This window comes from Pseudomonas sp. NFR16 (assembly GCF_900108875.1).
GTDB lineage: Bacteria > Pseudomonadota > Gammaproteobacteria > Pseudomonadales > Pseudomonadaceae > Aquipseudomonas.
The window spans coordinates 212,626-234,055 of sequence record NZ_FNYJ01000005.1 but is presented as its reverse complement, the minus strand read 5'-3'; the positions used below and the strand labels follow the sequence as shown (position 1 = coordinate 234,055).

25 protein-coding genes and 2 pseudogenes are annotated in these 21,430 nt (G+C 55.1%); 10 read left to right on the top strand and 17 right to left on the bottom strand.

Annotation, left to right across the window (positions count from 1 at the left end):
* Positions 1 to 50: 50 nt before the first annotated feature.
* Entirely contained in the window at positions 51 to 902 is an 852-nt protein-coding gene (locus BMZ10_RS19755; RefSeq protein WP_093466122.1) for a universal stress protein, read from the bottom strand.
* Positions 903 to 913: 11 nt separating this feature from the next.
* Complete coding sequence (locus BMZ10_RS19750) at positions 914 to 2,401, bottom strand: SulP family inorganic anion transporter (RefSeq protein ID WP_093466119.1); 1,488 nt, start codon at positions 2,399 to 2,401, stop codon at positions 914 to 916.
* Between the two features lie 470 nt (positions 2,402 to 2,871).
* Here BMZ10_RS19750 and BMZ10_RS19740 point away from each other — a divergent pair.
* Both BMZ10_RS19740 and BMZ10_RS19735 read left to right on the top strand, forming a co-directional pair.
* Positions 2,872 to 3,197, top strand: a pseudogene (locus tag BMZ10_RS19740) (multidrug efflux SMR transporter).
* 21 nt (positions 3,198 to 3,218) lie between these two features.
* A complete protein-coding gene (locus tag BMZ10_RS19735) occupies positions 3,219 to 3,770 on the top strand; it encodes an arsinothricin resistance N-acetyltransferase ArsN1 family B (protein WP_093466746.1) in 552 nt (183 codons plus the stop codon).
* A gap of 23 nt (positions 3,771 to 3,793) precedes the next feature.
* On the opposite strand, the gene BMZ10_RS19730 is transcribed toward BMZ10_RS19735, so the two are convergent.
* The 7 genes from BMZ10_RS19730 to BMZ10_RS19700 are packed head-to-tail and all read right to left on the bottom strand — an operon-like array spanning position 3,794 to position 8,674.
* Positions 3,794 to 4,870, bottom strand: a complete 1,077-nt coding sequence (locus BMZ10_RS19730; protein WP_093466116.1) for an ArsO family NAD(P)H-dependent flavin-containing monooxygenase — start codon at positions 4,868 to 4,870, stop codon at positions 3,794 to 3,796.
* 29 nt (positions 4,871 to 4,899) lie between these two features.
* Positions 4,900 to 5,322, bottom strand: coding sequence for an arsenate reductase (glutaredoxin) (gene arsC, locus BMZ10_RS19725; RefSeq protein ID WP_093466114.1), 423 nt, complete (start codon positions 5,320 to 5,322; stop codon positions 4,900 to 4,902).
* A 20-nt stretch (positions 5,323 to 5,342) separates the two neighbouring features.
* A complete protein-coding gene (arsH, locus tag BMZ10_RS19720) occupies positions 5,343 to 6,056 on the bottom strand; it encodes an arsenical resistance protein ArsH (protein ID WP_093466111.1) in 714 nt (237 codons plus the stop codon).
* Between the two features lie 47 nt (positions 6,057 to 6,103).
* Entirely contained in the window at positions 6,104 to 6,574 is a 471-nt protein-coding gene (locus BMZ10_RS19715; protein WP_003395039.1) for an arsenate reductase ArsC, read from the bottom strand.
* Between the two features lie 16 nt (positions 6,575 to 6,590).
* Complete coding sequence (locus BMZ10_RS19710) at positions 6,591 to 7,874, bottom strand: arsenic transporter (RefSeq protein WP_093466108.1); 1,284 nt, start codon at positions 7,872 to 7,874, stop codon at positions 6,591 to 6,593.
* A 24-nt stretch (positions 7,875 to 7,898) separates the two neighbouring features.
* Entirely contained in the window at positions 7,899 to 8,243 is a 345-nt protein-coding gene (locus BMZ10_RS19705; RefSeq protein WP_174244831.1) for a metalloregulator ArsR/SmtB family transcription factor, read from the bottom strand.
* Between the two features lie 8 nt (positions 8,244 to 8,251).
* Entirely contained in the window at positions 8,252 to 8,674 is a 423-nt protein-coding gene (locus tag BMZ10_RS19700; protein WP_093097704.1) for an arsenate reductase ArsC, read from the bottom strand.
* Positions 8,675 to 8,814: 140 nt separating this feature from the next.
* Between BMZ10_RS19700 and arsN2 the strand changes: the two genes are divergently transcribed.
* The 4 genes from arsN2 (at position 8,815) to BMZ10_RS19680 (ending at position 12,050) form a co-directional block, all read left to right on the top strand.
* Entirely contained in the window at positions 8,815 to 9,264 is a 450-nt protein-coding gene (gene arsN2 / locus BMZ10_RS19695) for an arsenic resistance N-acetyltransferase ArsN2 (RefSeq protein WP_256214540.1), read from the top strand.
* 87 nt (positions 9,265 to 9,351) lie between these two features.
* Positions 9,352 to 9,699: an ArsR/SmtB family transcription factor gene (locus BMZ10_RS19690; protein WP_086793504.1), complete on the top strand. Its 348-nt coding sequence runs from the start codon at positions 9,352 to 9,354 to the stop codon at positions 9,697 to 9,699.
* A gap of 37 nt (positions 9,700 to 9,736) precedes the next feature.
* Positions 9,737 to 10,822 (top strand): flavin-containing monooxygenase, encoded by a 1,086-nt coding sequence (locus BMZ10_RS19685; RefSeq protein WP_093466099.1) that lies wholly within the window; start codon positions 9,737 to 9,739, stop codon positions 10,820 to 10,822.
* A 37-nt stretch (positions 10,823 to 10,859) separates the two neighbouring features.
* Entirely contained in the window at positions 10,860 to 12,050 is a 1,191-nt protein-coding gene (locus BMZ10_RS19680; protein WP_093466097.1) for an MFS transporter, read from the top strand.
* 182 nt (positions 12,051 to 12,232) lie between these two features.
* Here BMZ10_RS19680 and BMZ10_RS28370 read toward each other — a convergent pair whose 3' ends face one another.
* The 5 genes from BMZ10_RS28370 to BMZ10_RS19655 form a co-directional block, all read right to left on the bottom strand.
* On the bottom strand, positions 12,233 to 12,499 hold the full coding sequence (locus BMZ10_RS28370; protein ID WP_093466093.1) for an antitoxin Xre/MbcA/ParS toxin-binding domain-containing protein: 267 nt from the start codon (positions 12,497 to 12,499) through the stop codon (positions 12,233 to 12,235).
* Positions 12,500 to 12,633: 134 nt separating this feature from the next.
* Positions 12,634 to 13,263 carry an HAD family hydrolase gene (locus tag BMZ10_RS19670; protein WP_093466090.1) on the bottom strand — a complete coding sequence of 210 codons (630 nt, stop codon included), beginning with the start codon at positions 13,261 to 13,263 and terminating at the stop codon, positions 12,634 to 12,636.
* A gap of 81 nt (positions 13,264 to 13,344) precedes the next feature.
* Positions 13,345 to 13,842, bottom strand: coding sequence for a hypothetical protein (locus BMZ10_RS19665; protein ID WP_093466087.1), 498 nt, complete (start codon positions 13,840 to 13,842; stop codon positions 13,345 to 13,347).
* A 98-nt stretch (positions 13,843 to 13,940) separates the two neighbouring features.
* Positions 13,941 to 14,258, bottom strand: a complete 318-nt coding sequence (locus tag BMZ10_RS19660; RefSeq protein WP_093466084.1) for a hypothetical protein — start codon at positions 14,256 to 14,258, stop codon at positions 13,941 to 13,943.
* Positions 14,259 to 14,333: 75 nt separating this feature from the next.
* Positions 14,334 to 15,068 carry a metallophosphoesterase gene (locus BMZ10_RS19655; protein ID WP_093466081.1) on the bottom strand — a complete coding sequence of 245 codons (735 nt, stop codon included), beginning with the start codon at positions 15,066 to 15,068 and terminating at the stop codon, positions 14,334 to 14,336.
* Between the two features lie 176 nt (positions 15,069 to 15,244).
* Between BMZ10_RS19655 and BMZ10_RS19650 the strand changes: the two genes are divergently transcribed.
* Entirely contained in the window at positions 15,245 to 15,721 is a 477-nt protein-coding gene (locus BMZ10_RS19650) for a helix-turn-helix domain-containing protein (RefSeq protein WP_093466079.1), read from the top strand.
* 52 nt (positions 15,722 to 15,773) lie between these two features.
* On the opposite strand, the gene BMZ10_RS28045 is transcribed toward BMZ10_RS19650, so the two are convergent.
* Positions 15,774 to 16,970 (bottom strand): hypothetical protein, encoded by a 1,197-nt coding sequence (locus BMZ10_RS28045; protein ID WP_256214539.1) that lies wholly within the window; start codon positions 16,968 to 16,970, stop codon positions 15,774 to 15,776.
* A 311-nt stretch (positions 16,971 to 17,281) separates the two neighbouring features.
* Positions 17,282 to 17,488, bottom strand: a pseudogene (locus tag BMZ10_RS19640) (magnesium chelatase domain-containing protein); the annotation flags it as partial.
* Positions 17,489 to 17,538: 50 nt separating this feature from the next.
* Between BMZ10_RS19640 and BMZ10_RS19635 the strand changes: the two are divergent.
* Positions 17,539 to 18,777 carry a heparin lyase I family protein gene (locus BMZ10_RS19635; protein ID WP_093466076.1) on the top strand — a complete coding sequence of 413 codons (1,239 nt, stop codon included), beginning with the start codon at positions 17,539 to 17,541 and terminating at the stop codon, positions 18,775 to 18,777.
* A 134-nt stretch (positions 18,778 to 18,911) separates the two neighbouring features.
* Here the strand turns inward: BMZ10_RS19635 and BMZ10_RS19630 are convergent, their stop codons facing one another.
* The gene (locus BMZ10_RS19630) at positions 18,912 to 19,175 is read right to left on the bottom strand and encodes an accessory factor UbiK family protein (protein ID WP_093466074.1); all 264 of its coding nucleotides are present in this window, start codon (positions 19,173 to 19,175) and stop codon (positions 18,912 to 18,914) included.
* A 419-nt stretch (positions 19,176 to 19,594) separates the two neighbouring features.
* On the opposite strand from BMZ10_RS19630, the gene glnK reads away from it, so the two are divergent.
* Together glnK and BMZ10_RS19620 are read left to right on the top strand one after the other, a co-directional pair.
* A complete protein-coding gene (gene glnK, locus BMZ10_RS19625; RefSeq protein ID WP_002555808.1) occupies positions 19,595 to 19,933 on the top strand; it encodes a P-II family nitrogen regulator in 339 nt (112 codons plus the stop codon).
* A gap of 33 nt (positions 19,934 to 19,966) precedes the next feature.
* Positions 19,967 to 21,304, top strand: coding sequence for an ammonium transporter (locus BMZ10_RS19620; RefSeq protein ID WP_093466071.1), 1,338 nt, complete (start codon positions 19,967 to 19,969; stop codon positions 21,302 to 21,304).
* Positions 21,305 to 21,430 lie beyond the last annotated feature (126 nt).

The window sequence follows — 21,430 nt, the reverse complement described above, 5'->3', positions numbered from 1 at the left end:
GACCACGGCATTTCCGCAGCTCTGGAAATACTGTGGCCAGTGGCACTGGCTCAGCGAAGCAGCAATACGGGTAAAGTGGATGTTCGCAGCATCGTCGTGGTCGTGCTGCCCACCAGAAACTGCCTGATGCGTGAGTGCCCGTACGCCCCCATGACCAAGAGGTCAATGCCGTGCTCTGCCTGATACGCATGCAGCACCGAGTCTACTTCGCCTGGGCGGATCTCGGCATGCACCAGCGAGCCAGAAGAGGCAAGTGTGGTTCGTGCTTTCTCCAGCTCATTCTGGTTTTCTTTAGAGTCCGTACCAACCATGACGATATGAATTGGCAGGCCTTCGCACAGCGGGCTCGAAGTAAGCATCTGTACGGTCTTGTGGCCTGTAGCGCTGCCGTCAAATGCCACCATGACCGTTTCAGGTTTCCTGAAATGGCTGGTTGTAATCAGGATGGGGCGGTGGATAGTTCGGACTACCGCTTCAATCTGGCTGCCAAGACTTTGGGCACTGCGCGTGCTGTCCTCTCCGGCTCTTCCGATCACCAGTAATCGAATATCGTTTTGGAGATCGCTCAGGCTCTCGACTAGATGTCCATGGCGCTGCTTCAGATCAGGTGACATGGCGCCAGAGATGACTGTTCGTTCGCGAGCTTTTTCAAGCATGTGCTGCCCATGCTCCAAGGCCAGTTTTGCCCGCTGCGCATCCAGCGTGGCCAACTCTTCCAGTAGATGTTCTCTGCTACCGAGACCGATATTGCCGCTGAGGTCAGCGGATGCAGGATATTTCTCCTTATCCAGCACATGAAGCAAGGTCAGGGGAGCGCTGAGTCGTTGCGAGGCCCATGCTGCGTAATCGCAGACCGCCAATGAGGATTGTGAGTTATCAATGCATGCCATTACGTAGGTCATTGTCGTTTTCCTTAGTGGCTCATGAGCTTGTCGATGGCACCGGGTTTGTCATGGACGCCGAAACGGTCAACGATTGTCGCGCTGGCTTCATTGAGACCGAGCACTTCAACCTCCGCGCCTTCACGGCGGAACTTGATCACGACCTTATCCAGCGCTGCGACGGCGGTGATATCCCAGAAATGCGCCTGTGTGAGATCGATGGTGACTTTGTTGAGAGCTTCCTTGAAGTCAAAAACTTCAGTGAACTTGTCCGCAGAGCTAAAGAACACCTGGCCCACGACGTGGTAAGTCCGATGCGATTCCGTCTCTTCCAGAGTGCTCTTGATATCCAGGTAGTGCCCAACCTTATTGGCAAAGAACAGCGAAGCCAGCAGCACACCTACCAGTACGCCGTAGGCTAGGTTGTGAGTGGCCACGACGACCACGACGGTCGCCACCATGACGAGGTTGGTCGACAGCGGATGCTCTTTCAGATTGCGCAAGGAATCCCAGCTAAAGGTGCCGATGGACACCATAATCATCACAGCCACGAGTGCCGCCATAGGGATTTTTGAGAGCCATTCGCCAAGAAATACCACCATCAGCAGCAGGAAAACGCCGGCACACAATGTCGAGAGACGGGTGCGGCCACCAGACTTCACGTTGATGATCGACTGGCCGATCATGGCGCAACCTGCCATGCCGCCAAGCATGCCGGCAGCGATGTTGGCCACACCCTGGCCTTTGCACTCGCGGTTTTTGTTACTGGTGGTATCGGTCAGGTCGTCGACGATGGTCGCGGTCATCATTGATTCGAGTAGACCCACCACTGCCAACGCAGCCGAGTACGGGAAAATGATGCGCAGGGTTTCAAAATTCAGCGGAACTTCAGGCCAGAGGAAGATCGGGAGAGTATCAGGCAGTTGGCCCATGTCACCGACGGTGCGGATATCCAAACCGAGGTAAATGGCGATGGCAGTCAGCGTCAGAATGCACACCAATGGAGAGGGAATCAGCTTGCCGATCTTCGGTACGTATGGAAACAGGTAGATGATCCCGAGGCCCGCTGCCGTCATGGCGTAGACGTGCCAGGTGACATTCGTAAGTTCCGGCAACTGCGCCATGAAAATCAGAATCGCCAATGCGTTTACGAAACCGGTGACTACCGACCGTGAAACGAACCGCATCAACGAGCCAAGCTTCAGGTAGCCGGCAAGGATTTGAAGTACGCCACATAGTAGAGTCGCTGCCAGCAGGTACTGGAGTCCATGCTCTTTTACCAGCGTAACCATCAGCAGTGCCATGGCGCCTGTCGCCGCCGAGATCATCCCGGGACGCCCGCCGACAAAGGCGATAACAGCACAGATACAGAAGGAGGCGTAGAGACCGACTTTGGGATCTACCCCGGCGATGATGGAAAAGGCGATGGCTTCCGGGATCAGCGCGAGTGCGACCACCAGCCCCGCGAGCACGTCGCCACGGACGTTGTAAAACCACGTTTGTCTAAGTTTTTGCAGCATAGAAAATATCCAAGGCAAAGCATCGCGCACGCCAAGGGAATGGCGAGCGAATCGATACAAATTCAAATTTTGAGGATTTTTTTGCTGTGTGCTTTAGGTGTAAAACCAGGCGTACAGCAGTGCGCACCCGCGAGCGAGGCTAGCGGAAGCAGGATGTTGCGAGGGGGCGTAGCGCTAAGGCGGCGTAGGCTGCCAGTAGATCGTTTGGAGTACAGTCATGCTGATGTTCCTGTAGCTCAAAGGTAAGGCTGAGCAATAAGTATACAGCCGAGTTATCGTCGATTGCCACCCGCCGACTCGATTTGGTTGGTTTCCCTAGCGCCCGCCCTGATGAACCAGATTGAAAAGCAGCGCCAAGCGGAACCGCTGCTGCGGTGTGCACCGTGAGCTGGGGTTGGGTACCATCATCGGGCCTGCCAGTAACTTTTCATCATGAATCGAGGGCATAATTTTCAGTAAGGATGGTATTTGTGGGTTGGATTTTTTTGTTACTAGCCGGCGGTTGTGAGATTTTTTACGCAGCTGCTATGCCGCGTACCGATGGCTTTACCCGGCTCTGGCCGAGCATCTTTTGTGCAGTTTCATTTGCCTGAGCATGTATCTCCTGTCATTGGCAACCCGCACTATTCCGGTCGGTACAGCCTACGCAGTATGGGTTGGGATCGGAGCGTTAGGTACGGCTGTGTATGGGATTTTGGTGCTCGGCGAGGATCGCAGCGCAATGCGAATCTTCTGTTTTTTTCTGATTTTGGCCGGAATTGTTGGACTCAAATTTCTTTCGGCAAAAGAACACTAAATTGAAACGGGGATGACCTGCATGGCTTTGAAAATCCGTACGGCAGCGGTAGCAGATGCTGTAGCTATCCAAGGCATTTACGCTCCCATCGTTTCGACAACGGCGATCTCGTTTGAAGAGACTCCGCCAAGCGCTGAGGAAATAGCTCAGCGGATAGCCACGACACTTCAGACATATCCCTACCTTGTAGCCGAAGAAGATGGGGAGATCAAAGGCTACGCCTATGCAGGCCAGCACCGCGCACGTCCGGCCTACCGATGGGCAGTTGACGTGACGGTGTACATAGCAGAGTCAGCTCGCCGTCAGGGTGTTGGCCGTGAACTCTATGAGACCTTGCTTCCGACTCTTGATAAGCAGAGATTTCGCGCAGCGTACGCCGGAATTGCGCAGCCAAACGAAGGCAGTGTGGGCCTGCACGAGTCGCTGGGCTTCGTCCACATCGGCACCTATCCGGAAGTAGGCTTCAAACTTGGGAAATGGCACGACGTCGGCTATTGGCGGCTCGGGCTGTGTCCGGCAACTCCTCCACTGGAGCCTATTCTCTTTCCTGAGCTTGAAGTCGCATCACAGTAGTCCACTGGAATTCTGGGCGTGAGCTATCGTGCTGCATCTGTGAGATAGCTTTGCACTTGCTTGACTACATCCCGAGCGGTGCGGGTTACTCCGATCAATGTCGCAGAGGCGAGCCCCGTCCAATCGCCGTAACCCACCAGCCACAAATTGGGTGACGCAACACTTCGATTTTCGTCCACAGCCACTTTACCGTCCAGGCCTACAACGCCCAGGCTGCTCAGGTGGTCGAGCGCGGGAGAAAATCCCGTGCACCAGATGACAACGTCCACCTTTGTTTCGTCTCCTGATGACCACACAACGCCTGTCGAAGTGAAGCGCTTGAATGGTCGTACGGCATTCAGCACGCCGCGTTCGCGAGCGTCCCTGACCGACGGAACCATAACGATGTCTCCGAGCCCTCCTGGCGGCTGCTGAGGTTCCAGGCCCTCCTGCTGCGCCTTCAATCGAGCAGTAGCTCGCTCGAACAGGACGCGGCCATCGACCTCATCAGGCAGAAACTTCGGGGCCTCTTGAGTTACCCAGGTTGCCTGAGCCACTTTGGAAACCTCGGCGTAAATCTGGGCTCCCGAGTTGCCACCACCGACGACAAGGACAGTTTTCCCCTCAAACTCATCCGGCCCAACGTAATGAGCGGAATGAAGCTGCTGCCCTAGAAACAATTCCTGTCCGGGATAGCTTGGTATATATGGGCGGTTCCAGGTGCCTGTTGCACTGATAACCGCTTTGGCCTCCCAGGCTCTGCCCTCGGAGACAACCCGTAATCCGTCTTCGATTTTCTCGACACGGTTTACCCGCGTGGATCGGATGATGGGAAAGTCATATCGACGCTCGTACAGAGTTAGATAGTCGATAACATCGTCCCGCCCAGGAGTCCCCCCGGATACTGCTGGCATGGGCCAGCCGGCAATAGAGCTCCAAGCAGACGGCGAGAATAGTAGGAGAGAATCCCACCCATGCCGCCAGGCCCCTCCCGGTGCTGACTCGGCGTCGAGTAATACATAGGAAAGGCCTGTACGCCTCAAGAAATAGGCTACGGTGAGCGCGGATTGGCCACCGCCAATGACCACTACATCAAATTTCGAGTTTTGATTCACCAACATCCCCCCAGGCCCATCTGCTTTACATCGGTTTAAACCCTACGGCCATTCTCATCAATGACGACTTGTCCGTCTTCTTTGACGAAGCTGCCGCGCTGCTCTTGCGGCAGAAGGTCGAGGACGGCCTCTGACGGACGACACAAGCGTGTGCCCAAGGGCGTCACGACGATAGGACGATTGATCAGGATGGGGTGAGCCATCATGGCATCGATGAGCTGATCATCAGTAAGTGACGTATCGCCCAGTCCCAACTCCTCGTAAGGAGTGCCTTTGATGCGAAGCAGGGCCCGCACCTCAATACCCATATCCTCGATCAACCTGACAAGCGTGGTGCGGTCAGGTGGGGTCTGTAGGTACTCGATAACAGTCGGCTCTTCTCCGCTGTTGCGGATCAGCTCCAAGGTGTTGCGAGAAGTGCCGCATTCGGGGTTGTGGTAGATCGTGATCTGACTCATATCGCTTCCTCGTGCTGACGTTAGATGGAGCGCTGGTTGACCCGCTTCGAAAGCTCTTCGGCGGACTCTTTACGCTCGGAGTACCGATCAACCAAATAATCCTGGCGATCCCGCAGCAGCAGGGTGAACTTCATCAGCTCTTCCATCACGTCCACCAGTCGGTCGTAGTACGAGGAAGGCTTCATACGGCCTGCCTCGTCGAACTCGGTGAACGCCTTGGCCACCGAAGATTGATTTGGGATGGTGAACATGCGCATCCACCGCCCCAATACCCGTAGTTGGTTGACCACGTTGAAAGATTGCGAGCCGCCACAGACCTGCATTACTGCAAGGGTCTTTCCTTGCGTAGGTCGAACAGCACCAATCGCAAGCGGAACCCAGTCGATCTGGGCCTTGAATACTGCGCTCATGGAGCCGTGCCTTTCAGGCGAACACCACACCTGTCCTTCAGACCATTGCATGAGTTCGCGCAACTCCGCGACCTTAGGATGTGTATCCGGAGCATCGTCCGGCAGCGGCAAACCCGAGGGATCGAAGATTTTGGTATCGGCGCCAAACTCTTCCAACAAGCGTGCTGCTTCCTGAGTCACCAACCGGCTGAAAGAGCGCTCTCGCGTCGATCCATACAGAAGCAAGATTCTAGGCTTATGGAGTGACGGTGTACGCGGCTCCAGTTGTTCCAACGACGGAATGTCGATCAGGTCGGCGTGTACGTTCGGCAATGTGTCTTGCATATAAACTCCTACGGCGGCGCCAGATTGGGCACCGCCTCGGTTGATCTTTAAAGCGAACCGATGCGATTCAGTTCAGCTTTCAACTGTTCAGCGCTGATGGTCTTCAGTGGCAGCGCAAGAAATGCGCTCACGCGCTCGTGAATTTTGGCCAGTGTGGTTTCAAACGCTGCGGTGATCTCGGCTTCCGACCCGCTAGCGTCAGACGGGTCGGCCAGACCCCAATGCGCCTTCAAAGCTGGCCCAAAGAAGATTGGGCATGCCTCACCCGCTGCCCGGTCACAGACAGTGATCACGATGTCTGGAGGCGAGCCTTCAAAAGCATCCGAAGCCTTGCTGCTCAAGCCCGCAGTGGAGATACCCGCCGCCTCCAGCGTTTGCAATGCCCGTTGATTCACCCGGCCACTGGGAAAGCTTCCTGAGCTGACCGCTTCTACACCCTCGGGCGCCAAGTGGTTGAAAAGCGCCTCGGACAGAATGCTGCGGCAGCTGTTGTGGGTGCACATGAACAAGACTTTCATCAGGCGATTCCTTGATTCAGAAACTGAGGCGCAGTGCCAGGGCGGACAATGTGGCGACGAGGATGGGCACGGTCAGCACGATCCCGGTCTTGAAGTAATAACCCCAACTGATCGTTATGTTTTTCCGTGCGAGCACGTGCAGCCACAACAGAGTTGCCAAGCTCCCAATTGGGGTGATCTTCGGGCCCAAGTCGCAGCCGATGATGTTGGCGTAAATCATCGCTTGCTGGACTACACCATCGACTTCAGCGGCATGAATGGATAAGGCGCCTACCAGAACGGTGGGCATGTTGTTCATGATCGAAGACAGCAACGCTGTTAGCAGCCCTGTACCAAGGGACGCGCCCCAAACGCCATAACCGGCGAACACGTTCAGGATCTGTGCAATGTGGTCGGTCAGGCCGGCGTTCTTCAGACCATAAACAACCAGGTACATACCCAAAGAAAAGATCACTACCTGCCATGGCGCCTCTTTGAGTACCTTGCTTGTATTGATGGCGTGACCACGAGCCGCGATGACGTAAAGAATGAATGCACAGACTGCTGCAATGGCGCTGATTGGCACCCCCAGTGGCTCAATGACAAAGAAGCCGATCAGGAGTAGTGCCAACACCCACCAACCGGCTACAAAAGTGGCCCGATCGTGGATGGCCTCGTCCGGATTGTCCAGTTGGTTGAGGTCATAGGTCTTTGGTAAATCTTTGCGGAAAAACCACAGCAGCATGGCTAATGTCGCCGCCACGCTGACGATGTTTACCGGCACCATGATCGAAGCATATTCGTTGAAGCCGATATCGAAGTAGTCGGCAGAAACGATGTTGACCAGGTTGGAAACCACCAGCGGTAAGCTCGCCGTATCCGCGATAAAACCGGCTGCCATGACGAATGCCAACGTAGCAGCAGGAGAAAAACGCAACGCCAGCAACATCGCGATCACAATGGGTGTGAGGATCAACGCTGCTCCGTCATTAGCGAACAGGGCAGACACCGCTGCGCCCAGCAGGACGATAAATGCGAACAGCTTGCGGGTGCTCCCGCCTCCCCATCGGGCCACATGCAGCGCAGCCCACTTGAAAAAACCTGCCTCATCAAGCAGCAGACTAATGATGATGACCGCGATGAAAGCCCCAGTGGCATTCCAGACAATGCGCCAAACCTCTGGTATGTCGGCAAGGGTAACGACACCTGCCAGCAACGCCACGATGGCACCGAACATCGCACTCCAGCCAACCCCAAGCCCCTTGGGCTGCCAGATGACAAGGACGATGGTGGCGATAAAGATCAATACGGCAATCAGCATTTCATTAATCCGGTTGGGCGTGAATCAGCTACACACGGCTTGGTTGATCGGACGGTCGTTCATGCTGCAGAGGCGCTTAGCCTCGGTTTCCAGCCATTGCTGATTGGCGTCTACCACTTCCTTCAAAACTGCAGTCACCCACGCGGGCAAATCAGGATTCAGTCGGTAGTACACCCATTGGCCTTGGCGACGATCCAACAACAAACCGGCAGAGCGCAGCAGCGCCAAATGACGAGAAATCTTCGGCTGACTTAGGTCGAGTGCTGCCGTTAGCTCGCAAACACACAGCTCACCTTCACTCACGACGAGCAGCGAAATTTTTGCTCGGGTGTCATCCGCCAGGCACTTGAATAAGGTGGTGGGGTTCATGGGTTCTGTCACAGATCCTCCAGGTGTTTGGTCTTGACCAAAACGAAGAGCTTGATGCGCTCGTGGATGTCGTGGAGCGTGTGGCGAAATGCGCCAGGATCATCGCTGGTTACTGGGTCAGGAAAATCCCAGGCAATGACTTCACCTGCATTGGGCATTGGTAGGCACTCGCTTGCGGATTTATCACAAAGAGTGATTACGTAATCGAATCGATCAGCTTGAAACTCGCTGAGGGACTTGCTGCGCAGGCCCGTTGCATCGACTCCAACTGCCTCCAATGCCTGAGTCGTGCGCGGATCAACCTCAGACGGTTCAGATCCTGCGCTGAAGGCCTCGAAGCGCGGGTCGGTGTGCCGCAGCAAAGCCTCTGCAAGCAGGGAGCGGGCTGAGTTGGCAACGCACACGAAAAGCACTTTGATAGCAGGGCTCATGGTGGAACTCGATGCATATGGAAAATCGAATATACGTTTCAGCGAATATTCGGTAAAGCGAATATGATGTCTGCTGTTTGGCATGTGCCCTAACGTTCCATGCGTGTCGGCATAAAGGAGATGAGAGGATGGAGGGGAAGATGATGATCCAGGCAAAGGAAATAGCCGGAGGACAGTGGCAGCGCTTTCGCGATGCGCTGAAATCTGCTGACCTTCCAGCAGACGATATTGATCTTCCAGGCCGAACCTTTTTTGAGTTCTCACGGGATGGTGAGACTGTTGGATGGGGAGGGTTTGAAACGCATGGGACAGATGGATTGCTGCGCTCCATGGTCGTAGAACCGGCGTACAGATCGAAAGCGGTTGGGGCTGAAGTGCTTCGAGTCATTGAAGCAATAGCTGCCGAGCAGGGAATCGCTCGATTTCATTTGCTGACAACAACTGCTTCAGGCTTTTTTAAGCAGCAGGGCTATGCAGTAAATCAACGAGGCTCTGCGCCACCTCTTATTTCTCAGACGGAGCAGTTCAGGGGGCTTTGCCCTGGCTCGGCTTGCTACATGTGCAAGGCGTTACCATTCGACAATGGCTGATAGTCTGCCCATCCGATAGCCTGGGAGGTAGTGTCCAGTTTCGACCTAGCCTTTACATGTGCACATACATGCACATATAGTTCCTTTATGACTACATCACTAACCCGAACCCAAGCCATTGAGGCCGCCATCGAATCGTTGGACGGCGCATTCTTCAAGGCTCTGTGTGAGCCACCGCGAATCGCCGTGCTGAAGCGAGTCATGCTATTAGGTCGCGCTGATGTAACTGAAATTGCGGCTGAGCTGCCTCAGGAGCGTTCGGTTGTATCTCGTCATCTTCAGGTGCTACTGGAAGCAGGGATTGTTCGAGCTGCTAAGGTAGGGCGCCAGATGTTCTATGAAGTGGACGGCCCAGCCATTATCAAACGTCTAGAAGCCATCCTCCTCCACACCAAAAGCATCGCCCCGCTGTGCTGTCCAGGCAAAAAGGACTGATCCTTTTTTGTATAAATACGTGCATGAGTGCGCATATATGAACGCAAAAAATCAGATGTTTGATGTTGTTGTCATTGGTGCTGGCCAAGCAGGGTTGGCTAGCGGTTGGCACCTGAAGCAGCAAGGCCTCAATTTCCTTATTTTTGATGAGCAACCGCAGCCTGGGGGGAACTGGCGTAATTACTACGACAGCCTTGAATTGTTCTCACCAGCAGCATATTCCTCTCTTCCGGGGCTTCCTTTCCCTGGAGCAGCAGGTCACTACCCTACTAGAGATGAAGTCGTGCGTTACCTCGAACGGTATGCCGACTTCTTCCGGTTACCTATTCTCCAAGGGATTAGGGTCGCAAACGTATGTCAGGAAGGCGAAGGATTTCGGATCACTGCCACGAACGGACAATGCTTTTCGGCGAGAGCAGTTGTCGTGGCTTCAGGAGCCTTCAGTCGTCCCTACGTACCCGATATCCCTGGGCTCAAAAACTTCAGCGGCACTCAGCTTCACAGTGCTCATTATCGGAATGCAGAAGCATTTAGTGGGCAACGCATCGTCGTAGTTGGCGCTGCTAACTCCGCTGTACAAATCGCTTACGACTTATCCATCGTTGCAACAGTGACTCTGGCCACGCGAGAGGCGATTCGATTCGCGCCACAACGGATATTAGGAGCAGATTTTCATACTTGGTTGAAATGGACAGGCCTAGAGAAAACTAAGTGGCTAAACGATCAAAGCACGCCTGTACTGGACGACGGCACGTACAGAAAGGCTCTGAGATCCGGATACTTCAATCAAGCAGCAATGTTCTCCGAGGTCACTTCAACAGGCGTGATTTGGGCCGAAGGTCAGCATGAAACCGTTGATAGCCTCGTTTTTGCCACTGGCTTTCGTCCGAACCTGCCATTTCTCCAAGGCCTTCCAGTAACGGATGAGCAGGGACGAGTGGCGCAACGCCACGGGCGAGCAGTTCATGTCCCAGGCTTGTACTTTGTAGGCTTGCCCAAACAACGCAACTTCGCCTCTGCAACCCTACGAGGCGTGGGGCCTGATGCCGAGCACATACTCCCGTATTTGCTAAAGCGAGTTCGAAATTTGGAAGCCGCTCCCACGCCTGTAACGCAAAACTGAGCAGCTTACGTCTGAAAAACACAAGAGCCCGTAGCTAGTGAAAAACCTAGAAAGCAGCCAGCAACCTATCAACCGACTCAGACTTGTGTGGGCATTAGGCATCGCACAAATTCTCGCTTGGAGTTCGACCTATTACCTGCCAGCAGTTCTTGCAACACCAATCACCAAAGAAACAGGATGGTCAGTTACGAGCGTAGTGATTGGATTGTCTTGGGGACTGCTGGTCGCAGGAGCTTGCTCGCCCATGGTGGGACGATGGATCGATCAAAATGGGGGACGCCCCGTGTTGGCAGCTAGCTCGTTATTTTTGGCGATGGGTATGCTGTTGATGGGCTTGGCCAGTAACTTGGCCGTTTATTACCTAGCATGGACGCTGATCGGCGCGGGTATGGCTGCTGGCCTTTATGACGCAGCGTTTTCGACACTCGGACGACTACTTGGCGACCACGCACGCGCCTCGATGACTGGTCTAACCTTGCTAGGTGGGTTTGCCAGCACCTTAGGCTGGCCACTGATCGCAGGCCTAGAGCACCAGATCGGGTGGAGGTACAGTTGCTTTGCCTTAGCCGCAATGCACCTGGTAGTTGGACTACCAATCCATCTTCTGACAATTCCCAGCGAGAAAGGCCCCCCAGCCGAATCTGCACCTCTTACAAGTTCCCCGTCCATTCCTAGTTACAGCAAATTAACCAATCGCATATTTATCCTGCTGGCAGCGCTGCTGACATTCCAGTCGCTGGTTATTTCTTCCGTCTCAGTCCACCTACTTGATGTGCTAAAACTGCTTGGCATCGCAACTTCAACAGCACTGGCCATAGGAATGATCATTGGGCCATCTCAAGTCATGGCACGCCTTGCAGAGTTTTCGATTGGGCGAAACTTACACCCTACCTGGTCGGCTCGTATCGCCATCCTGCTATGCGGGGTGGGTATTGCGCTGCTGTTACCGGCCATCCCGTGGCTGGCCTTCGTAGCCTTGGCGCTTTACGGAGCAGGTAATGGAATTCTGACCATTGCTCGCGGAACATTACCCTTGGCTCTATTCGGCGCGGATGGCTACGGAGCACGTATGGGGCTGCTGGCTCGCCCGATGCTGATTGGCCAGGCTGTAGGCCCCATAGCAGCAGCACTTGCTCTAGAAAGATTTGGATCAATTCCGCTGTTACTTGGAATGTGCACTCTAGTAGCAATAAGCTTTATTACGAGCCTTGCTCTCCCAGCCAAATGACTTCTTAAGCCTGACGCAAATTTGTTCGCAGAAAATCCGCCTCTATCTTCCCTAGCAAACCGTTACTTACAACCAGATCGGAAAAATGCGGCAGTGAGGCTCGGCACACATGATCACAAATCGCATAGCTTCTGGGATGGCGACCACTAACTCGATAGAGAGCAACAGCGGGCTAGATGGGATTAGGCACGTATGCCGTGATCAAGCCGCATAATCTCGTCATGGATAATTGTGAATCCCATAGGTGTGCACAGCACCCTGCAGGGTGTCTGACGGCCTACACCTACTACAGATTTTACAAGCCATCGCTGCGCCTTCTTTCGGCTTCCAAACACTTCCAGCGCGATTGAGAAGACCTGCTCGTAACGCGTCTGAAAACAGCGATGCCTAGCACTCCAGCAGCCGATCGGGGAGCGAACGCATCGCCCGACAATCCTAAGCTCATTCATGCTTCACCCTCTGGTGATACTGGTCTGGTCGCCCCTCGTACTCTGTGCAAGGGGCATCCCGGCAGGGCCACCTCGTGGCGCGGCCCTTTAGCTCAGACGCAACGCTTACCATCGAATTGAAGATCTGCTCGCAGCTACCTATCACTCAGCACTGATCGTGCAAAGTGGGAAAGATTGGAAACCCCGTCTCCATTCCTGCGCAACAGGTAACCCTTGATACCAACATGGCCAGGCCCATCCCGATCACACCTTTCTGAGTCGCCAATCATGACGATCCGCCTCTGACCGCAGAGCTCATTTTCTGGCCGGACATTAAGCAGATCGCAGGTGTGCTGGTAGATGGCGGCTTGCGGTTTCATAACACCAACGCGATAGCTGAAACCATAGGCCCCAAGGTGCGGGAAAATCCTTTCCACTACGGGGCCGTAGGCCATTGCCAGGTTTGAACATACGGCCAGTCTCACCCCTGCAGCTTGCAGTAGCCCAACGGCCTCAACCGCGTCTGGATAAGGCTGAATGCTTGCCAGCTCTTCCTCCAAGCATTGATCAAGAAATGCGAGTTGGGAGGGCGAGATCTTGATACCAAAGGCCAGCGCAGCCTCGCTTAGAGAAAGGCAACGGGTCATGATCGTTCGAATGTCATCAGCGCGAGGCAAGCGGCCTTGGCGTCGCCCCTCTCGAAGCAACTGTCGAAACGGATGTGTCGGCTGCTGTATCTCGACCAGCGTTCCGAAGGCGTCAAAGATAACGACATTGGTCTTCATCTGAGTTTCCTTCGCTGTTCAGCGTCCGCAAGACAGCCAGCCACTCTAACGAGAATCAAGTTCAACAACCAAAAAACCAAGCTACCGAAGAGTAACGCCAAATTTTGAAAAATCATCCACCAGCGTTTTTCGACCCAGCATTTTCGGAAGCTTGAAGACGTTCCTGTACCCATACCACAAAAACATAGGAATAATGACAAGCCCAACTCCAAAGGTTGCCGTTGCAGCAATAATTCCAGCTGGAACCGCTGCTAGCGAAATAACCACACCCTTTACCAAAGTCGACCTTGCAATAATTCGCAGATCATCCAAGTCGCACTCAACTTTCCCACCAGCCTTCTCAAAAGCGACAACAATTATCGATTTCTTTGAGGCATGCTTATAGTACCAAGTTCGCGGAACATCAGTCGCCAAAGCACCATGCTTCACAAGGTACTTCAGCATCACAACCTCTTTGAAATAGAGCGTAGCGCCGTGTTCATCTTCATATCTAACACGTCGATAGAGAGCGTCTAGATCACCGCTCGCTTGAGCATCATAGTTCTTAACAGTCAATGTCAATTTCTTTAACTCGGACATGCTTCTTCCCTTAAACACACATTAACTATTAATGGAGTAGATGACGGTGGGGCCTAATGAAGCAGGCTGAGACAGCGGCCTCGACGACGCGGGGGCACTCAAGCGGCGGCAGGCAATCGGCTGACCATGACGTAATGATCGTTGCCTGACACTGTCCGCAATAACGCCATGCCTTCAACCTCCGCTATCACCTCACTAGGTGGTGTGACAATTGTCATCCCATCAACCAGTTGCCCTGAAAGATCGCCATACACATACGCAACGAAACGATCGCCAACTTCAGCTGCATCTACCAGGTACGCGTCCACTAGTGCACCCCAATCATGGGCCTGCGCGATCGCCAACTTAGCTGACACCAGACTGGGCAGTCGTATTACGCCCTCAACCATCCAGTCCTGGGAATTCAGACAACTCATGGATTCTCCATCACGTTCGAATTTGAAACCTACTCACTTACTGAAAAAGCTAAACGACGGCAGCCAAATCAGTCTTCATACACTGACAACTAGGTCTGGCCGAAAGCCAGTTTCTTCGGTGGGATAACCACGAGGATTACTCACAAACCGGACGCCATTAACAACCTCATCCACAGCTTCGTGGGTATGGCCAAAGATCCATAGATCGATCTTGAAATCCATCAGGCCATCCCAATTGTTTCCATAGGCTGCTCGCAAGTGAGGATCGGCTCCTTGGTCACTCACGAACTTCATAAGGGGCGGATGGTGAGTCACAACTACACGCTTACCGTTGAATGGCAGCGACAGCTGAGCCTCTAACCACTCCTTCGTCTCTCGATTTCTCGCGATCAGGTCGTCAGGGCGCAAACGCCGATACTGTTCACCGACACGGATAGCGCGAAAGTCATTCAGTGAGCCACGAGCACACCAAGAAGCAGCTACTGGGTCTCCGGTTGCGGCCAGGCTTGTCCAAGCCGTAGCGCAGAGAAACTGCACATCACCGTACTCTAAAATCTGATTTTCCAAGACGTGGACGTGCTCCTCAGCAGCGTCAAGCAGCTTGCTGTGGGTTCGATCTATATTCCCGCTGTAGTGCTCATGATTGCCCATGGCATATACGACAGGCGTGCTGAAGGTCAGGCTGGCCCATCTGGCCCCCCTGGACTTCACATGGATGTCGCCGGCTAATACGACCACGTCACAGTCCACCACAGGGGGGACGAAATCGGCGAACTCACAATGTAAATCAGACAGTATGTGAAGCTTCATCCCTAGCCTGCTGACGTCGACTTTCTAATAAATTGATCACTCCCTGGCCGGTCGCCCGGACGCGGCGAGGCTGTCATCTGTAGGCCCACGATAAACGATGACCGCCATTATTGCCAGCTTTCGATATTTATAGACGCATGGCGCTGTGGCCCTATTCTTCGTTTTGAGCGCTCAGCATGCAGAACGAGATAGCAGCAATAGTCCGAGCTCTGCGCGACCTTAGAGGATCGGCCCAGGAGGAGCTCGCCGAGATCAGTTCCCAAGCCAATCTGTCGCGATTGGAGCAAGGGAAAACGCAGGTCTCTTTGGTCAAGCTGAGCAAGATCGCGCTGACCCTAGATTTCGACCTCGTGGCTCTGGTCGCACTGTGTCAGGCCCTCCAAGATGGGTCATCACCTATCGATGTCATGGCGAAGGCTTCGCAGGATTTGGAGGGCTTCATAGCCCTGGGAGGCTTGCAGGGCCTGAAGAAGCACTGGGACGCTGGTGAAGGGCTGGTAAAGCGCACGCGAGGCAAACCCAGCAGCCCAGATCGAATCCGAGCCGTGCTAGAGCTCAAGGCCAGTGGCATGTCGAAGGCGGAGGTGAGTCGAGCGCTGGGTTTGCCTGAAGCGACTGTCAGGCGTTACTGGCTCAAAGAACTGCCTGGCTAGAAAGGGAGTTGTGGGGTACGAGCAGAGAAGCTCTCCACTTGTCCGATTCGATTTAGCGCGGCGGCATATCCGTGAAGCGCAGCCTCGGATAGATGCGCCTTTCCTCAGCGCATTTGGAAATTTGGAAGAACGCTGACAGCAGTGCATCTTCCGAAGGGCAGTGGCGGGTCATGACCTCGAACTCATTGTAATCGAAGGCTAGGACGCGGACACCGACCTCATCCATGAACTTCAAAATCATGGTGCTGTATTCATCGTAGTTGTCGATAAAAAACTCTCTGACCACGACAACTCCCACTAGGGGGCGTGCAGCAAGATCAATATCCAAGGGCGTGCCGTCCACAAGCGCCAAGGCTGGATTGCCTTCTCGCCTGATCGTTGAGATAGCACCGCGTAGTTGCTGAAGGCCGTTCTTCAACTGACCTATGGCCTTCTTCCGCTTTCTCTCAAGCGTTGTGTTCATCATCGCTGGCGTATTGGGACTGTCCTTCGCCTGCAGCAATAAAGTCACTTCATCGCCCATCACCACTACGTCAGCCAGCTCCTCGCCATCGGAGACCTTCAAGGGGCCATGGATGATCCGCTTGGAGGTATATGCCCGCTGGAGCAGATAGATGATATCTAGCTCCTGAAAGGTACCCGGCTCAGTGCGCTCCAACTGTGTATTGGAGAAGCCTTTGGAGCCTCGAAAGTCCTGGCGGGTAAGGTCGGTGATCAAATAGTCCGAAGGGAACAGATCCTCCTCTAGGAACACCGTTGTGGCACGAGCGTCGTCCTCATAGGTCGTGAGGCTGAACCATCTGTCCGCCTGCTCATACATCTTGGGCCAGTGATCTGCACCAATGGGGCTGAGTGTACCGAGCTCCTTGCGGAGCTGACCAAGCTTCGCCTGGGCCTTACAACTGAACAGCTCACGGTTGTGCTCGTCGAAAAAGCACACACTGAACTCGTCAGGGAGGCTCTGCAGTGCCTCGGTGAGAGGGTCACCAGGGATGAGTGGGGTTTTGATCAATAGCGGGCTTTGTGGGTCATCAAAGCAGGCAGTGAGAAGCGTAAGTCCCGTCGTTTCGTCTGCCTTGTATGGCGCGAGGTAAAGCTTCAGTTCACGCCTTTGCTGAGCGGCCAGGATCAGCTCTTTCCCTGCCTTGATTACCAGCACGGAGCCCTCAGGGCCTTCAACGATCCATAACCCACGGGCTAATACAGCGATTTGCTGAAGCGCTTGTGGCTTCATGATCGTGAGGTACATGTGAATTCCTTGACGGTTGCCTGATTGCGTCCTGCATAACCTGAAGCCTACGCTGGAGGTCGCCCGAGAGATAGCAGCTCACTGGTACATCAAGATCGAAGTAGCCACTTGGAGCAGGCGTGCCCGGCTATGCCTACCTGAAGGATGTGTTGACGCGCCTGCCTACGCAGCGAGCTAGTGAGATTGGCTATCTCAATATTACAGAAATCAGCGTGGACGTCGCCGCAGCCATTGACGTCCATACCTAAGATGCTACGGCCCCTGAGTGCGGGCTCAAAACCGTGTCCATACCCCCTCATTGATGACCTTTAGACGTTCAAGGTGATGCGCCGCGCCGGGAATTCCAGTCGACAGTTGACGATGGCGCTGCGCACCCGATCCTTGCTCTCCTTGACTGCGCCCTCGGGTAAACCCACCAGCGTCAGCGTCGGCAAACCGTTGGCCAGGTGCGTCTCGACTGTGACGGCGGGAGCCTCGACGCCGACTTGGGCGCGGCTCAGAACGATAGCGAGCGACATGACTTTCCTTGATAACGGCACCGCGTCCTGCGGCGTGTTGAAGGATAACCATGACCAGCGGGCCGGGCTGCGAGGCGCATCCTACGGCGTGTGTCCGAATCGGGAACCAGAGCAGCGGAACAACCACTCAATTCCCACAGCGCGTTGTCTGCTCAGACGTAGGCAGCTTCCGATTCCTGCGACAGGACAAGATCATGAATTCAATAACCCCATCGATTCGCACAACGCCGCTCGATCTGTCGAGTACTCAGCCACGACCCTCTGCTGACCAGCAGCCTGGAAGCAGGTTGGCTGGAGGGACAGGCAATGCGGTTTCCTTTATGTCCCAGCCTCAGAACTCACAGATCAATTTCGGACCAGCCAACGCGCTGCAACAGCCTCAGAGCAGCAATGCACTGGCAAGCGGCGCTCAGACCGATCTGCTGACGCAGTTGGTCTCGCTGATTCAAGAAATGATTCAACGTCTGCAGGCGCTGATGCAGGGTGGGACGAGTCCCGCCGACGGTCAGGGTTCGGGCCTCAAAGGCGTCGGTGGCAATGGTGGGGGCGGCAGTGGCGCGGGCCAGATCGGCGGTGGCTCAGGGAGCCATTTCTCCAGCAAAACAGCCGACCCAGAAGGCGCCTCGCCGACGGGCAAGAGCAGCGGCGTCAGCCCGGCAAGTGGCAATTTCTCCGAGCATTCGCTGGGCAACCAACTCAGTGTCCAGAAGTCTCCCGAAGACCATATCGCAATGGCCAAAGACCCTGAGCGCGGCGACGTGATCAAGGTCGACTTCAATAAAGGCCATTACACCGAACACTCAACCAGTCCGCGCGCCGAGATCAAGGACGGCACAAAGCTCCAGGAAGGGCAGCCGTACAGCTTCAAGTTCGGGATGAAGCGCGAATCGAATAACGACGGCACTTTTTTCCAGGTGCTCGACCATAACAATGCCAAACCCAGTCCGCGCGCGTGGCTGGCAACCAAGGACGGGCAGTATCAATTGCACCTCAAGACCAGTGAAGACAGCAATGCGCCGTCCAAGGTGTTCAACATCGGCAAGCCGGGGGATGCCGCGAAGGACGTGGGTAAGTGGGCGGACTTTCAGATTGATTTCAAACGCGGCGTCGGCAACGGTGAAATCTCGGTCAGCAAGAACGGCGAGAACGTCTTCGACAAGAAGGGCATCTCCACCATGTTCGATACCCACAGCAGCGATTCGTACGCCAAATTCGGGCAGTATCGCAATGAAGGCGATCACAACCCGGCGACAAGTCTGTTTTCTGGGTTCAGTGTGGCAAAAGGCTGAGGCGAGGCCCCGCAATTGGCGGCTTGAGCGATCATGAGCCACGCGGGAACGACCATAACGGCGCAGGCTCGACGCGTGGCGCACTGCGCTTGAACACACCGACATGCCCGGCCGCGCCGGTGCATGTCTTGGCATCACTCCTTCGGTTGCGCCGCCAGTTGCGCTTCCAGTTCAGCCATCTTTGCTTCCAGTGCCTCAAGTCGGGCACGGGTGCGGGCAAGGACGATCATCTGGCTGTCGAATTCTTCCCGGCTGACCAGATCGAGCTTGCTGAAGCCGCTCTGGAGCAGCGCCTTGAACTGGGTTTCGAACTCATTGCGTGGGACCGGGGTTTCGCCGTTGAACAGACGCGAGGCGTGGCCGCTCAGGGCATCGAGAAAAGCTTTGGGCGCGAGCATGGTCATATTCCAGAATCAGATGGGCGGCAGTGTAGCACGCAGCGTCTACAGTCTTTTTGCCCTGGAAATGTTGCACGGTTTTCGCGCATCGAGTCGTGCACGTGCGCACTGTTGTTGTGCGGGCACAATGCATGGTGGCGATCTATACGTGCATGACTGCGATCAACGCGCCGTAATTCGCGGGATTTCACGAAATGGCAAGCTTTCTGCTTAGTGGCTTATGACCCATGCACTGATGCAGTCGCTGTGACGAATGCAGTGCGGCAGGCGGAGCGGGGAAGTGTTTCGTCAGAAGCGGTTTTCTGGAGTTGGTCAGGTCTGTTTCGGGCCATCGACGCGTTACAAAGCCAGACACTGCGCTTAGACTTGAGTCGGGTTTGTTTTCCTGGGGCAAGTCCACCAATTCGGGAGAAAGTTTCATGAAGCTAGTCACTGCCATCATCAAGCCGTTCAAGCTGGACGACGTACGCGAGTCGTTGTCCGAAATCGGCGTGCAGGGCATCACGGTAACTGAAGTCAAAGGCTTCGGACGTCAGAAAGGCCACACCGAGCTGTATCGCGGTGCGGAATATGTAGTCGACTTCCTTCCCAAGGTGAAGATCGATGTTGCGATTGATGACAAGGATCTGGACCGCGTTATCGAAGCGATAACCAAAGCGGCCAACACCGGCAAGATCGGTGACGGAAAGATCTTCGTGGTCAATCTGGAACAGGCTATCCGCATCCGTACCGGCGAAACCGATACCGACGCAATCTAAGCCGCCCAACACAACGCCCCAGGAGAAAACAATATGACTCTGCGTCAACTCGCAGGGCTAGGAGCCCTGTTGTCCCTCGTAACCCCTGGCCTGGCCATGGCGGCAGACGAAGTGGCAGCCCCTGTACTCAACTCAGGCGACACCGCCTGGATGCTGACTTCCACAGCTCTGGTTCTGTTCATGACCGTTCCAGGCCTGGCGCTGTTCTACGGCGGCATGGTCCGCTCGAAAAACGTTCTTTCGGTAATGATGCAGTGCTTCGCCATCACCGGCCTGATCAGCATCCTCTGGGTCGTCTACGGCTACAGCATGGCGTTCGACACCACCGGTATGGAAGCCAACGTCGTTAATTTCAACTCCTTCGTGGGCGGTCTGTCGAAGGCGTTCCTTGCAGGCGTCACCCCTTCAAGCATCACCGGCGCTGCAGCTCTGTTCCCGGAAGCTGTCTTTGTGACCTTCCAGATGACATTCGCAATCATCACTCCGGCCCTGATCGTCGGTGCATTCGCAGAACGCATGAAGTTCTCCGCGATGCTGATCTTCATGGCCATCTGGTTCACTCTGGTCTACGCGCCAATCGCGCACATGGTCTGGAGCGGCGTGGGCGGTCTGTTGTGGGACTGGGGCGTACTCGATTTCGCGGGCGGCACCGTTGTTCACATCAACGCCGGTGTGGCCGGTCTGGTAGCGTGCCTGGTACTGGGCAAGCGTAAAGGTTTCCCCACCACTCCGATGGCTCCGCACAACCTGGGTTACACCCTGGTCGGCGCAGCGATGTTGTGGGTAGGCTGGTTCGGTTTCAACGCCGGTTCCGCCGCTGCGGCCAACGGCACTGCCGGCATGGCAATGCTGGTCACCCAGATCGCCACCGCCGCCGCTGCGCTGGGCTGGATGTTCGCTGAGTGGCTGACCCACGGTAAGCCAAGCGCTCTGGGCATTGCCTCGGGTGTGGTTGCCGGTCTGGTTGCCATTACGCCAGCCGCCGGTACCGTCGGTCCGATGGGCGGTCTGATCATCGGTCTGGCTGCAGGCGTGGTCTGCTTCTTCTGCGCCACCAGCCTGAAACGCAAGCTGGGCTACGACGACTCCCTGGATGCCTTCGGCGTCCACGGTATCGGCGGTATCCTCGGCGCGATCCTGACCGGTGTCTTCGCAGCACCGTCGCTGGGTGGTTTCGGTACTGTCACCGACATCGCCGCTCAAGTCTGGATTCAATGCAAAGGCGTAGGCTTCACGATCATCTATACCGCGATCGTGACCTTCATCATCCTCAAGGTGCTGGACGCGGTCATGGGCCTGCGTGTCACCGAGGAAGAAGAAGCGGTGGGTCTGGACCTTGCGCAACACAACGAGCGTGGCTACAACTTGTAATCACGGCTGTAAAAAAATGCCCGGTTCTCCGGGCATTTTTTTGTCTGGCGTTTGTCGATAGGGAGATCGGTCAGCAGAGGCGTTCAAGCCTTCAGCAAGCGTGCTCGTTTTCGGGTCGTCGCGGCT

Excerpts from the sequence above, each read along its gene's own strand:
- BMZ10_RS19660 (WP_093466084.1), bottom strand. The coding sequence starts at position 14,258 with ATGAGTTGTCTGAATTCCCAGGACTGGATGGTTGAGGGCGTAATACGA.
- BMZ10_RS19685 (WP_093466099.1), top strand. The coding sequence starts at position 9,737 with ATGAACGCAAAAAATCAGATGTTTGATGTTGTTGTCATTGGTGCTGGC.
- arsN2 (WP_256214540.1), top strand. The coding sequence starts at position 8,815 with ATGATGATCCAGGCAAAGGAAATAGCCGGAGGACAGTGGCAGCGCTTT.
- BMZ10_RS19635 (WP_093466076.1), top strand. The coding sequence starts at position 17,539 with ATGACCAGCGGGCCGGGCTGCGAGGCGCATCCTACGGCGTGTGTCCGA.
- BMZ10_RS19620 (WP_093466071.1), top strand. The coding sequence starts at position 19,967 with ATGACTCTGCGTCAACTCGCAGGGCTAGGAGCCCTGTTGTCCCTCGTA.
- BMZ10_RS19670 (WP_093466090.1), bottom strand. The coding sequence starts at position 13,263 with ATGAAGACCAATGTCGTTATCTTTGACGCCTTCGGAACGCTGGTCGAG.
- BMZ10_RS19755 (WP_093466122.1), bottom strand. The coding sequence starts at position 902 with ATGACCTACGTAATGGCATGCATTGATAACTCACAATCCTCATTGGCG.
- BMZ10_RS19710 (WP_093466108.1), bottom strand. The coding sequence starts at position 7,874 with ATGCTGATTGCCGTATTGATCTTTATCGCCACCATCGTCCTTGTCATC.
- BMZ10_RS19735 (WP_093466746.1), top strand. The coding sequence starts at position 3,219 with ATGGCTTTGAAAATCCGTACGGCAGCGGTAGCAGATGCTGTAGCTATC.
- BMZ10_RS28045 (WP_256214539.1), bottom strand. The coding sequence starts at position 16,970 with ATGTACCTCACGATCATGAAGCCACAAGCGCTTCAGCAAATCGCTGTA.
- BMZ10_RS19750 (WP_093466119.1), bottom strand. The coding sequence starts at position 2,401 with ATGCTGCAAAAACTTAGACAAACGTGGTTTTACAACGTCCGTGGCGAC.
- BMZ10_RS19700 (WP_093097704.1), bottom strand. The coding sequence starts at position 8,674 with ATGAGCCCTGCTATCAAAGTGCTTTTCGTGTGCGTTGCCAACTCAGCC.
- BMZ10_RS19715 (WP_003395039.1), bottom strand. The coding sequence starts at position 6,574 with ATGAAAGTCTTGTTCATGTGCACCCACAACAGCTGCCGCAGCATTCTG.
- BMZ10_RS28370 (WP_093466093.1), bottom strand. The coding sequence starts at position 12,499 with ATGAATGAGCTTAGGATTGTCGGGCGATGCGTTCGCTCCCCGATCGGC.
- BMZ10_RS19690 (WP_086793504.1), top strand. The coding sequence starts at position 9,352 with ATGACTACATCACTAACCCGAACCCAAGCCATTGAGGCCGCCATCGAA.
- arsH (WP_093466111.1), bottom strand. The coding sequence starts at position 6,056 with ATGCAAGACACATTGCCGAACGTACACGCCGACCTGATCGACATTCCG.
- BMZ10_RS19705 (WP_174244831.1), bottom strand. The coding sequence starts at position 8,243 with ATGAACCCCACCACCTTATTCAAGTGCCTGGCGGATGACACCCGAGCA.
- BMZ10_RS19655 (WP_093466081.1), bottom strand. The coding sequence starts at position 15,068 with ATGAAGCTTCACATACTGTCTGATTTACATTGTGAGTTCGCCGATTTC.
- BMZ10_RS19630 (WP_093466074.1), bottom strand. The coding sequence starts at position 19,175 with ATGCTCGCGCCCAAAGCTTTTCTCGATGCCCTGAGCGGCCACGCCTCG.
- arsC (WP_093466114.1), bottom strand. The coding sequence starts at position 5,322 with ATGAGTCAGATCACGATCTACCACAACCCCGAATGCGGCACTTCTCGC.
- BMZ10_RS19650 (WP_093466079.1), top strand. The coding sequence starts at position 15,245 with ATGCAGAACGAGATAGCAGCAATAGTCCGAGCTCTGCGCGACCTTAGA.
- BMZ10_RS19730 (WP_093466116.1), bottom strand. The coding sequence starts at position 4,870 with ATGTTGGTGAATCAAAACTCGAAATTTGATGTAGTGGTCATTGGCGGT.
- glnK (WP_002555808.1), top strand. The coding sequence starts at position 19,595 with ATGAAGCTAGTCACTGCCATCATCAAGCCGTTCAAGCTGGACGACGTA.
- BMZ10_RS19665 (WP_093466087.1), bottom strand. The coding sequence starts at position 13,842 with ATGTCCGAGTTAAAGAAATTGACATTGACTGTTAAGAACTATGATGCT.